The organism is Bacillus sp. FSL M8-0266 (assembly GCF_038613425.1).
In the GTDB taxonomy this organism is placed as follows: domain Bacteria; phylum Bacillota; class Bacilli; order Bacillales; family Bacillaceae; genus Bacillus; species Bacillus pumilus.
This window is the reverse complement of record NZ_CP152015.1, coordinates 2331387-2344660: the sequence shown is the minus strand read 5'-3', so window position 1 is coordinate 2344660 and position 13274 is coordinate 2331387. Positions and strand designations below refer to the sequence as shown.

Sequence of the window (13274 nt, the reverse complement as noted above, 5' to 3'; positions counted from 1 at the left end):
ACAAAAAACGTCAGAGCATAGAAGCTCTGACGTTTTTTTATTTCTTTGTTTTCACGCGTGGTAGTATTTTCGAAAGAGGAACCGATCGTTCAATTTTCCAAGTTGATTCATCATCCGGCTCGTAGTTTTCTAAGAAACGGATAACTTCTTTTGTAATAGGGGTTGGTGTAGAAGCGCCAGCAGTAATGGCAACGGTATTTACGCCTTGCAGCCACTCCAGCTTGAGCTCACTTAGGTCACCAATACGGTAAGCCTGCGTTCCAGCAATCTCCATTGACACTTGTGCCAGACGATTGGAGTTATTACTTTTTGGATCGCCGACAACAATGGTAAGATCGGCTTGACCAGCTTGCTGAGATACAGCTTCCTGACGTACTTGTGTCGCAAGACAAATTTCTTGGTGGTACTCGACGTGAGGATATTTCTCTTTTATGAGCTCCATCAGATCGTGGACATCCCACTGAGACATCGTCGTCTGATTGGTGATAAGCAATTTATCTGATGTTAAATCGAGCGCCTCAATGTCCGCTTCTGATTCGACAAGATGCACCTTGTCAGGGGCTACTCCGACAGCTCCCTCTGGCTCAGGATGACCTTTTTTTCCGATATAAATAATGTCATACCCAACGGCTGTTTTCTCTGAAATGAGTTCATGTGTTTTCGTTACATCGGGACAGGTTGCATCAATGGCGACAAGACCTTTTTCTTCTGCAATTTGACGAACCTCAGGTGAAACGCCGTGAGCAGTGAAAATAACTGTTCCGCTTTCAACCTGCTTTAAAATGTCTAAGCGGTTTGGTCCGTCCAGTGTGTAGATCCCATCTTCTTCGAAGGCATCTGTCACGTGCTTGTTGTGCACAATCATACCTAATATATAAATTGGGCGTGGCAAGTTTTTATCAAGTGCGGCATTTTTAGCAATGACCATTGCATCTACAACGCCATAGCAATAGCCACGCGGCGAAATTTTAATTACATTCATTTATTCGTCCTCCTGTAGGGAAGTGCTGCTAGAGAAGAACAATATAAAAAGCCGTGAAAAAACGGCTTTTTATCATTCTCTAGCTTCCATTATAGCCAAAGTAAGCGTATATATCAAAGATTGTTATACGCAGGGGACACTTCGCCGTTAAAAGATCACTAGACATATAGTTTTGGAACAGAGCTGCCAGGTCTTTTTTTCGGTTTTGCTTCAGGAGCAGGTGATGTGTGAGGAGCTGCTTTTTTGACGAGGATGTCCTCTGGTTCTTCGTTTTCTTCTATTTCATCATCTCCTGATGCAACTTCTTTTTGCACTTCTGTTTCCTCGCCAATTTCTTTAGGTTCTTCATCTGTACTTGTTTCATCATCATCTGCACTGCCAAGCTGGCTGTACAGCTTAATCATCGCAGGCAAATTTCTGACTAAAGGACCGTATTGCTGAATCATTGGCGTAAATTGCTGCGCCATTCCGAGCACCTTTTGAACATTTCCCAACATGCTTGAAAGGGTTGCAGGATTTGCAAAGCTCTGGATTCCTTGTAATCCCGCACCACCTCCAGAAACCCCTGCTCCCCCTGCGCCAGGAAGAAATTTAGCGAGCATGCCTTTCATTCCTGCTCCACCGCCTAGTGCACGGCTTTCGCCTCCTGGAATTCCGCCCATTCCACGTACACCGCCTCCCTGTACAGACGGGGAGCGAGGCATCATTTGCTGAAATTGATTGCCTTGCCCTTGAAAAGGCTGTTCGATAGGAGCCTGCTGCCTCCTTTGAAAAATTCCGGGCTGTCCGCCATTTCCAAGATGCCGGCGTGAGGGACGGTGCGGCTGAAAATCGCCCATAGGCCTTTGCCCTAACATACTTGTACCTCCCTTACTGCATTCTCTTTCTCTTCATAGGTTATGCAAGGAAGCATCAATTGGTTTCCTGTAAGAAAAGCGGACATGGTTTTTTTGCTGAAAATCAGCTATAATGAGGAGATGAGCAAAAAGGCATTGCCTTAAGGAGTGAAAACATGAACGAAACAAAATTTACGACATATGAATTAAAGTCTTTTATTATAGATGCTATTCATGAACTGGGCTTTTATGAGCCAACTGATATTCAAAAAAGAATCATCCCTGCTGTGTTAAAAGGAGAAAGCGTGATTGGTCAATCACAAACAGGAACAGGAAAAACCCACGCGTACTTATTGCCGCTTATTCATTCAATTGATCCAAGCAAAGAGCAAGTACAAGTTGTGATTACTGCACCTACAAGAGAATTAGCCAATCAAATTTTCAAAGAAGCCCAAACAATCTTAAAGAAGGCCTCTCCAGAAGAAGAGATTAAAGCAAAGCTTTACATTGGTGGAACGGACAAGCAGAAATCCATTCAAAAGCTAAAAAACCAGCCGCATTTGGTTGTCGGCACACCTGGACGTATTGCTGACCTCATTCATGAGCAGGCGCTGAACGTTTACAAAGCGACATCTCTTGTCATTGATGAAGCGGATTTAATGCTGGATATGGGATTTTTAGAAGATGTGGACCGTATTGGTTCACAAATGCCAGAACAGCTGCAAATGCTTGTGTTCTCAGCAACGATTCCAGAAAAACTAAAGCCGTTCCTGAAAAAATATATGGACAATCCTAAATATGCCCATGTTGAACCAAAACGAATTACAGCTGAAAACATTCAGCATATTTTAGTCCCATCTAAACAGCGTGACAAGCTAAAATTGCTTCATGAAATGGTGACGAATGTACAGCCTTATTTAGGTATCATTTTTGCCAATACAAAAACAACCGTCGATGAAATCGCATCATTCCTACAAGAAAAAGGAATGAAAGTTGGAGTGCTTCATGGCGGATTAACGCCGCGCGAACGTAAAAAAGTGATGAAACAAATTGATGATTTAGAGTTCACTTATATTGTGGCATCTGATCTTGCAGCCCGCGGAATTGATATTAAAGGCGTCAGCCATGTGATCAACTATGAACTTCCATCTGATCTTGATTTTTATGTTCACCGTGTTGGTCGAACAGCTCGAGCTGGTTCATCTGGAATTGCGATGACTATTTATGAGCTTGCTGATGAGGATGCACTCATTCAAATCGAGAAAATGGGCGTTGTGTTTGAAAACAAAACCATTGTTCATGGCGAATGGCGAGATGCAGATGACCGCTTGAAGCGTCAAAGACGTAAAAAAGCACCTAATGAAATTGAGGAAAAAGCAAAGCGTCTTGTGAGAAAACCGAAAGCCGTCAAACCTGGATATAAAAAGAAAATGACACGTGAGATGGACAAAATCAAAAGACAGGAACGTAGAAAGTCAAAGCGTAATGGAAAGTAGGGGGAAACATTGTTGAAGATTGGTTCACATGTATCCATGAGCGGAAAACATATGCTTCTTGCAGCGAGTCAAGAAGCTGCCTCTTATGGTTCGAATACGTTTATGATTTATACTGGTGCACCGCAAAATACGCGCCGTAAAAAAATTGAAGATCTCAATATTGAAGCTGGACAAGCGCATATGAAAGAGCATGGTATGACAGATATCGTCGTACATGCACCGTATATTATTAATATTGGGAACACCGTCAATCCAGCGACGTTTGAGCTTGGTGTGGACTTCCTTCGCTCTGAGATTGAACGTACAGAAGCGCTAGGTGCGAGGCAGATTGTTCTCCACCCAGGTGCACATGTCGGAGCAGGACCAGAAGCAGGAATCCAAAAAATCATCGAAGGTTTAAACGAAGTCATCGTAAAAGGGCAAAAGGTTCAAATTGCACTTGAAACAATGGCTGGCAAAGGATCAGAGTGCGGAAGAAGCTTTGAAGAGCTTGCCCAAATTATCGACGGAGTGACACATAACGAAGCACTTTCTGTCTGCTTTGATACGTGTCACACACACGATGCTGGTTACCCGATTGTGACTGACTTTGATGGGGTGTTAGAAGAATTTGATCGAATCGTCGGTATTGACCGAATCAAGGTTCTTCATATTAATGACAGTAAAAACGTACAAGGCGCAAGAAAAGACCGACATGAAAATATCGGCTTTGGTGAAATTGGCTTCGATGCACTGAACAATATTGTGCATCATCCGCAGCTTCAAGATGTGCCCAAAATCTTAGAAACGCCTTATGTAGGTGAAGATAAAAAGAACAAAAAGCCACCTTACAAATTCGAAATTGCGATGCTAAAAGAAAAGCAATTTGACGAAGGCTTACTAGATAAAATTAAAGATCAGTAAAAAGCATACAACATCATGAGGTGCCGCTAAATGCGGCCCTTTTTTGCTTAACTTGTAAACTGATTAAACAGATCATTGACAGTCTGAGCTGTCTGTTTAGATGTAATCGCTTCTACTTGCTTAAGAAGCCGGCTACGCTCTGCATCATTAAAAATATTGACGTTTTTCCCATTCATGAGTTTGGCCACCTCAGCAGCTTGATTTGACGTTAAACTGACACCATACTGCTTCGCATACCTTAACAGATCATTTGCTGTGATCTGATTGAGCCGTTGCAGGACAATTTTTTGAATTAAAATCAATTCCATTCCTCCCCTCTGTAACAATGTATGGGCGAAAACGGAAAATGTGCAAAAAATTTTATTTTACCCTGTGAAATGATAAAATAGTAAAGTGAATAAAATGTTCATTGAAAATTTAAGATGTGTAGAGGGGAGACCGTATGGCAAATAGTAAACAGCATAGAAAGGAATCAGTGCCTCATTTTATATTTAGAATTTTCCTAATTCTAGTAGGAGCTACATGCGCAGCAGTCAGCATTGAATTATTTTTAGTGCCAAACAATATTATCGATGGAGGCATCATCGGCATTTCGCTTATTTTGGATTATCTCTTTACAGATAACCCATTCATCAATTTTGCGACGATTGTTGTCATTTTGAATATTCCATTTATGATATCAGGATACAAACATATTGGGAAAACCTTTCTGGTTTCCACAGTAATTGGGATTGTCAGCTTAGCCGTGATTGAATCTTCACTTCATCATGTAGAGGCATTTACAAATCAGCCGATCTTAGCCACTGTATTTGGCGGGCTATTACTTGGTTTTGGTGTTGGACTTGTCATTCGTAATGGAGGTTCAATGGATGGAACAGAGATCTTAGGCATTCTGCTAACGAAAAAAATTCCATTCTCCGTCGGTGAGTTTGTCATGATCGTCAATGTGTTCATTTTTATTTGGGCAGGCTTTGTCTTCGGACCAGAGCAGGCTATGTATTCTGTTATGACATATTATTTGGCAATGAAAACAATTGATGCTGTCATTCAAGGGCTTGATGAAACAAAAGCTGTCATTATCGTGTCAGATTATTATGATGAGATTTCAGATGCGATTCTTCATCGACTTGGCAGGGGAACGACAAAGCTGAGAGGGAAAGGCGGTTATACAGATGAAGAAAAAGATGTCATCTACGCCGTTGTCACAAGACTTGAAATCACAAAGCTAAAATCCATTGTATTTGAAATTGATAGTCAAGCATTTATTACGATTATGGATACGCATGAAACAAAAGGCGGTAAGTTCAAAACAGCCATTCATTAGCTTTTATTTTACTTTTTAATCTTTCTTTTATATAATGAAATGTATGTATGGACAGAGAAAATGGCAAAAGCCATTTTCTTTTTGTTGTATAAATCGTAATCATTCTTTTTATATTGATTAAAGGTGGAAAGATTCATGGCAAAGCCAATTATTGAAATGAAGGACATTTCGTACTCGTATGGACAGCGAAATGTCATAGATCACATTTATTTAACAGTAGAGGAAGGGAACTTTCTAGCACTTGTTGGACCGAATGGATCTGGTAAAACAACCTTATTAAAATGCCTGCTTGGGCTCATTAAACCACAGCAAGGTGAATTAAAACTATTTGGCACGCCTGCTTCAAAATTTAGAGACTGGGATCAAATTGGATTTGTTTCTCAAAAGGCGAATAGTTTTAATACAGGTTTCCCTGCTTCTGTTTACGAGGTCGTCGCAAGTGGATTGACGGCGAAAATAGGTTTATTCAAACGAATGAGCAAGCAGGACAAGTGGCAAGTTGAGGATGCCATTCGCTCAGTTGGGATACAAGATTTAAAGCACCAAAACATCGGGGAACTTTCAGGTGGTCAGCAGCAGCGTACCTTTATTGCCCGTGCGCTCGTCAGTCAGCCAAAGCTGCTTATTTTAGATGAACCAACGGTTGGGGTAGACCAGCGGACAGTTGAGGGCTTTTATCGGCTGCTCGAAACATTGAACAAAGAAAAAGGAATGTCTTTAATTCTCGTCACACACGACGTTGGCACCGTTTCTGATAAAGTCACCCATGTGGCTTGTTTAAATCAGACACTTCATTTCCACGGAGATGCAGCAACGTTTGATTCAATGGATGATCAGGCGTTATCTCAATTTTACGGACATGACATTCAAGTGATTCATCACGATCATCACCATCATGGGGGACATGAATAATGCTATTTCCATTTTTTCATTATGAATTTTTACAAAATGCGTTTATCGCAGGAATGCTGATCGGTTTTATTGCGCCCTTGCTTGGTGTATTTATCGTCGTGAGAAGGCTCTCGCTGATTGCAGATGCCCTCAGTCACGTATCACTTGCGGGTATTGCAGCAAGTTTATTCCTTGATAAAAAGTTTGGCCTTTTGACAGGGGTGAGCCCGCTGTACTTAGGGATGGCGTTTTCTGTTGCCGGTTCGTTATTTATTGAACGCCTGCGTTCCGTGTATAAGCATTATCAGGAACTTGCGATACCTATTATTTTATCAGGCGGTATCGGGATTTCCGTCATCTTCATTTCACTAGCGAATGGCTTTAATACAGATTTGTTTAGTTATTTGTTCGGAAGTGTCAGTGCGGTGTCGAGATTAGATCTTTGGATTGTTGTTGGGATCTCACTCGTTGTAGTGTTAGTTGTCGTGCTTTTATATAAAGAATTGTTTTTACTTTCTTTTGATGAAGAGCATGCAAAGGCTTCTGGTATTTCAGCGAAATGGATTCATTTTATTTTTATCTTAGTTGTTGCACTTGTCATTGCGGCATCGATGCGTATCGTAGGTACACTACTTGTCTCTGCGCTCATGACACTTCCTGTTGCGGCAAGTATCCGCATTGCCAAAGGGTTCAAACAGGCAATCTTCCTTTCGATCTTGTTCGGTGAATTGTCTGTATTGGCGGGATTGATCTTAAGCTATTATCTAGATTTAGCGCCAGGCGGAACCATTGTGATGCTGTCCATTTTGATTTTAATCGGATGTATTTTTATTGGAAAATTCAAAAGGGGGAATCATCATGAACGTACAAGAAGCGCTTGATTTATTAAAGGAAAAAGGCTACAAGTATACAAGCAAACGTGAAGACATGCTTCAACTGTTTTCTGATTCTGATAAATATTTGACTGCTAAAAATGTGCTGACGGCACTAAGTGAAGACTACCCGGGTCTTAGCTTTGATACGATTTATCGAAACCTGTCGCTATATGAAGACTTAGGTATATTAGAAACAACGGAATTGTCAGGGGAGAAGCTTTTTCGTTTTAAATGCTCTTTTTCTCATCACCACCATCATTTTATTTGTCTGACATGCGGTAAAACAAAGGAGATCGATGCCTGCCCTATGGACAAGTTAGACGCCGATCTAGAGGATTATCACATTAGCGGACATAAATTCGAAATATACGGAACGTGTCCTTCTTGCGAACCGAAGGAAGTTCACTCATAGACTCATAAAAAAGCCAGCCGCAGAGCTGGCTTTTTCTTTTGTCTTTTTGAAAACGTTTTACAAAGGGCGGCTGTTTCATTAAAATGAGAACAGAACAAGGTACTGAAGCAATTTGCGTCTTTTGGAGTAAAGGGAGGGGTCAAAAGTGGCTTATTATGTCGTGTTCGATGTAGGCGGGACGAGAACAAAACATGGATTAATGGATCAGGATGGGGAGATTGTCACGAGCGGTGACTATGAAACGAACTGCCGGCAGCTTGAACCGTTTTTAGAAGCGATGGCGGATGTGGTCAAGCAATATCAGAGAACGTCGGATGTTAGCGGAATCGCGATTAGTCTTCCAGGCTTTGTGGACAGTGAAACAGGTTATACAGAATTTGCAGGTGCCATCATCGCCTTAAATGGTCAAAATATAAAAACACTTTTAGAAGCGAAAACATTTCTTCGTGTTGAAGTCGAAAATGATGCGAACTGTGCAGCTCTTGCAGAAAAATATAGTGGCCATGCGAAAGAGTGTGACAGCTTTATTTGTATGACGCTTGGCACAGGTGTTGGCGGTGGTATTTTCGCTGGCGGTCAGCTTGTGCGAGGGGCTTCCTTTCGCGGCGGTGAATTTGGCATGATGCTGACAGAGACAGAAAATGGACAATTTACAACACTTAACAGCAGTGCTTCAACGGCTGGTTTAATTCGCAGCTATAAAGAAAAGCAAGGAATTCCGCAAAGTACTCAAATAGACGGTCAAGACATTTTTGAAAAGGCAAAGCATGATCCGTCCATTGAAAAGCTAGTGGATCAGTGGTACAAGCGAATCGCCATTGGCATTTACAATGTAGCAACTGTCCTTAATCCAGAGAAAATTCTCATTGGCGGCGGCGTAAGTGCAAGACAGGATTTGCTGTCAAACATTGAGAAACATTTACATACACTGCATGCGTGGAAGAACATTCAGGTGAAGCTGGAAACGTGCTACTACTTGAATCAGGCAGGCATGAAGGGAGCACTGTACCATTTTCTCATGAAAGAAGGTCAGCTTGTTCCATCCAAAAAGCCGATACATTAAGCGTATCGGTTTCAGCATGTAGACAAACCCTCGCACTCGCCCGCAGTCCTGCGCTCTGGTGCTCACGAATGTCAAATTCGCTCCGCAAAAGTAGCCGTCCTTCCTAGACTTTAAAGGTTTTCTATCACGCTGAAAAGAAGACAAAGGGCTAAAATAATGATCATTTTAGCCCTTTGTCAATAATCTGAGCCGATACATTTGAGTATCGGCTTTTCTACATTAATAAGCAGTTTCCAAACGCTGCTCGTATTGTTTGATCCATTGAGATGCTTCCTGCCAGTTGTTGACGCGTATAATCCTGTCGTCAATGGGCATTTGATTATATGGGGAGTTAAAAAGAATAACCGGGATGTCAGCCTCTTTTGCAATCATTGTGGCATTCCCATGATGATCCTCGAAGAACACATCAATCTTGTGCTTTTGAACAGCTTCGAGCTTATGATGACCGCCAACCAGCTCAATGTCATCATAGTGCACGTGATGTTTGTGAAACCACTCGTAGGTGATATCCGCATGATGCTGCCTTCTCGCTGTAATATAGATTAGCCTGTGTTGATGTTTCATTTGATCAAGAATCTCTTTTGCGTCCTTAGCAGGCTTTGCCTGTTTATATATAATAGGCTCATGCTGATTCATCCAGCCCCAAAACTCTTCTTGAGAAATATTTAAAAGCTTCGTCAAATCATATTCTGTCATATCATCTAGTGTCATGGCACGTTGGAACGACTCATTTAAATAGGGAACAAAGGTGTCCTGCGCCGTCACTGTGCCATCTATATCAATTCCTAAACGTAACATGCCCACACTCCTCATTTTTATACTCTTAAAGTGTAACATAATCAATTCACAATTCCAGCAAGTTTTAGCAAACATGAAACAGACATTTTTGCTCATACTAAAAAAGCTCCTTTCTATTAACCAAAAGGGGGAATTGATCATGGAAAGAGACGAAGATTTCAGAAGAAATGATCGTGAAATCGACACACACTTTAGTAATGATGATGGCTATCTAGAGGAAACAGCTGCTGAAATTGCAGAGCCATATCAGGCTTCAAGAGATCGAGTAGACAGACGAGAACGTGACCAAGTAGGTGACGATTCAGGCAGTAAGGGGATAGGCTATACAGCACTCGCGATTGCGATTATCTCGTTATTTGTCTTGCCGGTGCTATTAGGAGTAGCGGCAATCGTCGTTGGTTATATTGCAAGAAGAAAAGGAGCACATGCGCTTGGCGCATGGTCAATCGGGATCGGAATTGTTTCCGTCATCCTTGGCATATTTATCACCCCGTTCTTTTAACAAGAACAGAAAAACGCCTGACAGTGACGTCAGGCGTTTTTTGTTATGCGTTGGCTTTTGCTTTTTCAGCTTCCATTTTTGCATAATGCTCTTCAGCAATTTTATCGATTTCTTTTTTCAGTTCTTCGACCATTGTTTCTTCTGGCACTTTACGAACAATTTCACCTTTGCGGAACAATAGGCCTTCGCCTCTAGCTCCGGCAATTCCGATATCAGCTTCACGCGCTTCACCTGGACCGTTTACAGCACAGCCAAGAACAGCTACTTTAATCGGTGCTTTAATCGTGGAGATATATTCTTCGACTTCATTTGCAATGCTAATGAGGTCAATTTCAATTCGTCCACAAGTTGGGCAAGAGATCAGTGTGGCTGCATTTGCTGCAAGACCAAATGATTTCAACAGTTCACGTGCTACTTTTACTTCCTCAACTGGATCAGCACTTAATGAAATGCGGAGTGTATTCCCAATCCCCATATTCAAGATAGCGCCGAGACCAGCTGCACTTTTAACCGTACCTGCAAATAATGTACCTGATTCTGTAATTCCAAGGTGAAGAGGGTAGTCAAATGCTTTTGCTGCTTTTTCGTACGCTTCAATAGCTAGGTTTACATCAGATGCTTTCATGCTGACGATGATATCATGAAAATCTAGATCTTCTAGAATTTTAATGTGGTGCAGTGCACTTTCGACCATACCATCTGCTGTTGGGTAGCCGTATTTATCAAGAATTTTTTTCTCTAATGAACCAGCGTTTACCCCAATACGGATTGGAATGCCTTTTTCTTTTGCTGCTTTTACAACCGCTTCGACTTTTTCTCGTCTTCCGATGTTTCCTGGGTTGATTCGAATTTTGTCTGCACCTGCTTCAATCGCTTTCAGTGCAAGCTTGTAGTCAAAATGAATATCGACAACAAGCGGGATGTTGATTTGTTTTTTTATGTCTGCAATCGCATTTGCTGCACGCTCGTCTGGGCATGCGACACGCACGATTTGACAGCCTGCTTCTTCAAGACGCTTAATTTCAGCTACTGTCGCTTCGACATCATGTGTTTTGGTTGTTGCCATACTTTGAATGACAACCTCATTATTTCCACCTATAGTTAAAGGTCCCACTTTGACGGGACGCGTTTTAGTACGATGTGTGACTTCACTCACTTGTCAATCGCTCCTTAGTGTACAAGCAATCATTTGCCATGTACGTCTTGTTTTACAGTTCATATTGTAACAGTCTCTCTGTATGAATGACAAGGAATTAACGTTTTATCTCTTATATACCGGAAACTTATATGTGCTGCCTGCCCGAATTTCGTTTGCTTTGACGCCTTGATTCAGCTCTTCAAAATCCTCAATGACTTCATCAAGTGGCTTGCTTGTATGGACGATAGAGACGACAGTTTCACCTTGTTTCACTGTGACCTTCTTATATGCTTTTTTCTCAGGTGTTTGAAAGGCATTTGCAGGGACAGCTGGACCTTCTTCAACGGGAATGGTGCCATTTTTTAAATCAAAAAAGATAATAAAGAGGACAAACAAACTGATTAGCAAAAAAATAATACGCCGCATTTCACTCACCGCTTTTAAGAGTTTACTTCAGTCTATGCATGTCCCGAAATGATAGAACCAACATGAGGAGAAAAGCTGGAAAGGGAGGTTCTAGTTAGTTCTAGTGAGTCTTGTATTGAATTTACGCTCGGTGGTGCTTTTTCAAGCTTCTATCACGATTATGATAAAATAAAAGCAGGGGGGAGAGTTTATGAAGAAAATAAGTCAGCATATATATGTGAGAACGCTAACAGAAAATGATGCACAATCACTACTCGCACTTGAACTTGAGAATCGCTCATATTTTCAGCAATTTACACCTTTGGTCAAAGATGATTTTTTCACGATATCTCGTCAAATTGAACGAATTCAGCGCAGTGTGGAAAGATGCGCACGGGATGAAGCCTACATGCACGGTATTTTCTTAAATGAAACAGATGCCTTAATTGGGACAATCTCATTAAGTTCTGTCGTAAGAGGTCCGGTAGAAGGAGCTTGGCTAGGGTATGTACTTGATGAAAAGCATGGCGGGAAAGGGTATATGACAGAGGCCATTCGTTTAATCATCGATTATGCCTTTGATGAGCTGCACCTGCATCGTATTGAAGCTGGAGTAAAGCCGAGTAATATAGGCTCCATTCGTGTGCTTGAAAAGACAGGTTTTGAAAATGAGGGACTCAATCGTAAAAAAGTGAAGATTAATGGCGTGTGGGAAGATCATTATTTGTTTGCGATCATTCATCCGGATGAATCATAGAGCACGCACATACATAAAAAGCTCCTCCAAGTTGGGGGAGCTTTCATATACTAAATTAATTTTTGACAAGTGGTTTATGTTTAGCGTGTATTTCCTTTACGACAAGGTATAAGAAGATAAAGTTAATGACCCAATTTAATAAAAATGAATTCGCAACAGGCGTGTTTAATGCACTCATGATGGCGAAAAAGACTGTTGTTAATGTGAGTGAGTAAGCAGAGAGCTTCCATAGCATTTGGAAGGACAGCTCTTTTTGCTGCATGCGTTTAATAAATGTACCAAGCATCGCAAGGAAAGTTGCGCTAATGAACATGAGAGCCGCAGTTGATAGATATAGCAGCACACAGATGACTGGGATAATAATCGCTTGATTCTGATTTGTAACGCGGGCGAGTTCGTCTTTTGTCAGCGTCCCACCAAGCAGCTGATACGGGATATCTGTCATTTGACCATCAATGGCAATCACAGCTTTTTCTTTTAATAATGCGATGGCTGTTTGCTTTGATTCAAGCTCACTTGCTTTTATTTTTTCAGCAGGATCAAAAATGATCGTAATGCCGTTTTCTTCTTTTTCTATCGGTTCACTTTGATCCGCTTGAAGCTTTCCTTTTTCGATTGAGAAATCAGGTAAATCTTTTTTGATCACATGCTGAAATCCTGACATCGCATTCGAGATCTCTTGACTCATATGATAACCCTGAGGAACTGCTGCGATGATCGAAAGGATAAAAATGAATAAAATCGCTTTGCCAATCCCTGTAAACCGTGCTTTAGCAATATCTTTTGGTGAATAAATGCCTTTTAACAATAGTTTAAATACGTTCAATCAATTCACTTCCTACATTCTTTTCTATTTCTCATATTGTATCAATGTCTATCTAACAAGTACAAG

The 13274-nt window shown here is 41.3% G+C and carries 16 protein-coding genes; 9 read left to right on the top strand and 7 right to left on the bottom strand.

The features are described 5' to 3' along the window. Positions 1–37: 37 nt before the first annotated feature. Both MKY83_RS11955 and vrrA read right to left on the bottom strand, forming a co-directional pair. A complete protein-coding gene (locus tag MKY83_RS11955) occupies positions 38–982 on the bottom strand; it encodes a 4-hydroxy-3-methylbut-2-enyl diphosphate reductase (protein WP_044139403.1) in 945 nt (314 codons plus the stop codon). A 158-nt stretch (positions 983–1140) separates the two neighbouring features. Beyond that, entirely contained in the window at positions 1141–1839 is a 699-nt protein-coding gene (gene vrrA / locus MKY83_RS11950; RefSeq protein ID WP_065098412.1) for a VrrA/YqfQ family protein, read from the bottom strand. Positions 1840–1994: 155 nt separating this feature from the next. Here vrrA and MKY83_RS11945 point away from each other — a divergent pair, with 155 nt between their 5' ends. Together MKY83_RS11945 and MKY83_RS11940 are read left to right on the top strand one after the other, a co-directional pair. Further along, positions 1995–3314 carry a DEAD/DEAH box helicase gene (locus tag MKY83_RS11945; RefSeq protein WP_065098411.1) on the top strand — a complete coding sequence of 440 codons (1320 nt, stop codon included), beginning with the start codon at positions 1995–1997 and terminating at the stop codon, positions 3312–3314. A gap of 9 nt (positions 3315–3323) precedes the next feature. Then, on the top strand, positions 3324–4217 hold the full coding sequence (locus tag MKY83_RS11940) for a deoxyribonuclease IV (protein WP_044139400.1): 894 nt from the start codon (positions 3324–3326) through the stop codon (positions 4215–4217). A gap of 47 nt (positions 4218–4264) precedes the next feature. Here the strand turns inward: MKY83_RS11940 and MKY83_RS11935 are convergent, their stop codons facing one another. Continuing rightward, complete coding sequence (locus tag MKY83_RS11935) at positions 4265–4519, bottom strand: DUF2624 domain-containing protein (protein ID WP_044139399.1); 255 nt, start codon at positions 4517–4519, stop codon at positions 4265–4267. A 140-nt stretch (positions 4520–4659) separates the two neighbouring features. Here MKY83_RS11935 and MKY83_RS11930 point away from each other — a divergent pair, with 140 nt between their 5' ends. The 5 genes from MKY83_RS11930 to MKY83_RS11910 all read left to right on the top strand — a co-directional run bounded on the left by MKY83_RS11930 (position 4660) and on the right by MKY83_RS11910 (position 8782). Next, a complete protein-coding gene (locus tag MKY83_RS11930) occupies positions 4660–5541 on the top strand; it encodes a YitT family protein (protein WP_003217308.1) in 882 nt (293 codons plus the stop codon). A 135-nt stretch (positions 5542–5676) separates the two neighbouring features. Next, positions 5677–6453: a metal ABC transporter ATP-binding protein gene (locus tag MKY83_RS11925; RefSeq protein WP_065098409.1), complete on the top strand. Its 777-nt coding sequence runs from the start codon at positions 5677–5679 to the stop codon at positions 6451–6453. After that, entirely contained in the window at positions 6453–7313 is an 861-nt protein-coding gene (locus MKY83_RS11920; RefSeq protein ID WP_003217436.1) for a metal ABC transporter permease, read from the top strand. The genes MKY83_RS11925 and MKY83_RS11920 overlap by 1 nt, the downstream gene beginning before the upstream one ends. Next, positions 7291–7719: a Fur family transcriptional regulator gene (locus MKY83_RS11915; protein ID WP_003217433.1), complete on the top strand. Its 429-nt coding sequence runs from the start codon at positions 7291–7293 to the stop codon at positions 7717–7719. Before MKY83_RS11920 ends, MKY83_RS11915 begins: the two co-directional genes overlap by 23 nt. A gap of 145 nt (positions 7720–7864) precedes the next feature. Beyond that, complete coding sequence (locus MKY83_RS11910) at positions 7865–8782, top strand: ROK family protein (protein ID WP_065098408.1); 918 nt, start codon at positions 7865–7867, stop codon at positions 8780–8782. 219 nt (positions 8783–9001) lie between these two features. Here MKY83_RS11910 and MKY83_RS11905 read toward each other — a convergent pair whose 3' ends face one another. Then, the gene (locus tag MKY83_RS11905; protein ID WP_044140951.1) at positions 9002–9580 is read right to left on the bottom strand and encodes a nucleotidase; all 579 of its coding nucleotides are present in this window, start codon (positions 9578–9580) and stop codon (positions 9002–9004) included. Between the two features lie 139 nt (positions 9581–9719). Here MKY83_RS11905 and MKY83_RS11900 point away from each other — a divergent pair, with 139 nt between their 5' ends. Next, positions 9720–10082: a DUF308 domain-containing protein gene (locus MKY83_RS11900; RefSeq protein WP_003217474.1), complete on the top strand. Its 363-nt coding sequence runs from the start codon at positions 9720–9722 to the stop codon at positions 10080–10082. A gap of 43 nt (positions 10083–10125) precedes the next feature. Here the strand turns inward: MKY83_RS11900 and ispG are convergent, their stop codons facing one another. Together ispG and MKY83_RS11890 are read right to left on the bottom strand one after the other, a co-directional pair. Beyond that, entirely contained in the window at positions 10126–11238 is a 1113-nt protein-coding gene (gene ispG, locus MKY83_RS11895) for a flavodoxin-dependent (E)-4-hydroxy-3-methylbut-2-enyl-diphosphate synthase (RefSeq protein WP_003217392.1), read from the bottom strand. 105 nt (positions 11239–11343) lie between these two features. After that, complete coding sequence (locus tag MKY83_RS11890) at positions 11344–11646, bottom strand: hypothetical protein (RefSeq protein WP_034661318.1); 303 nt, start codon at positions 11644–11646, stop codon at positions 11344–11346. 190 nt (positions 11647–11836) lie between these two features. On the opposite strand from MKY83_RS11890, the gene MKY83_RS11885 reads away from it, so the two are divergent. Then, positions 11837–12382, top strand: coding sequence for a GNAT family protein (locus MKY83_RS11885; protein ID WP_065098407.1), 546 nt, complete (start codon positions 11837–11839; stop codon positions 12380–12382). Positions 12383–12437: 55 nt separating this feature from the next. Here the strand turns inward: MKY83_RS11885 and MKY83_RS11880 are convergent, their stop codons facing one another. After that, a complete protein-coding gene (locus MKY83_RS11880) occupies positions 12438–13208 on the bottom strand; it encodes a DUF1189 domain-containing protein (protein ID WP_342490531.1) in 771 nt (256 codons plus the stop codon). Between the last annotated feature and the right edge of the window lie 66 nt (positions 13209–13274).

Bases quoted from the DNA above. Each gene is read 5' to 3' on its own strand.
- MKY83_RS11925 (WP_065098409.1), top strand. From the start codon at position 5,677: ATGGCAAAGCCAATTATTGAAATGAAGGACATTTCGTACTCGTATGGA.
- MKY83_RS11905 (WP_044140951.1), bottom strand. From the start codon at position 9,580: ATGTTACGTTTAGGAATTGATATAGATGGCACAGTGACGGCGCAGGAC.
- MKY83_RS11930 (WP_003217308.1), top strand. From the start codon at position 4,660: ATGGCAAATAGTAAACAGCATAGAAAGGAATCAGTGCCTCATTTTATA.
- MKY83_RS11885 (WP_065098407.1), top strand. From the start codon at position 11,837: ATGAAGAAAATAAGTCAGCATATATATGTGAGAACGCTAACAGAAAAT.
- MKY83_RS11900 (WP_003217474.1), top strand. From the start codon at position 9,720: ATGGAAAGAGACGAAGATTTCAGAAGAAATGATCGTGAAATCGACACA.
- MKY83_RS11915 (WP_003217433.1), top strand. From the start codon at position 7,291: ATGAACGTACAAGAAGCGCTTGATTTATTAAAGGAAAAAGGCTACAAG.
- MKY83_RS11920 (WP_003217436.1), top strand. From the start codon at position 6,453: ATGCTATTTCCATTTTTTCATTATGAATTTTTACAAAATGCGTTTATC.
- MKY83_RS11945 (WP_065098411.1), top strand. From the start codon at position 1,995: ATGAACGAAACAAAATTTACGACATATGAATTAAAGTCTTTTATTATA.
- vrrA (WP_065098412.1), bottom strand. From the start codon at position 1,839: ATGTTAGGGCAAAGGCCTATGGGCGATTTTCAGCCGCACCGTCCCTCA.
- MKY83_RS11955 (WP_044139403.1), bottom strand. From the start codon at position 982: ATGAATGTAATTAAAATTTCGCCGCGTGGCTATTGCTATGGCGTTGTA.
- MKY83_RS11890 (WP_034661318.1), bottom strand. From the start codon at position 11,646: ATGCGGCGTATTATTTTTTTGCTAATCAGTTTGTTTGTCCTCTTTATT.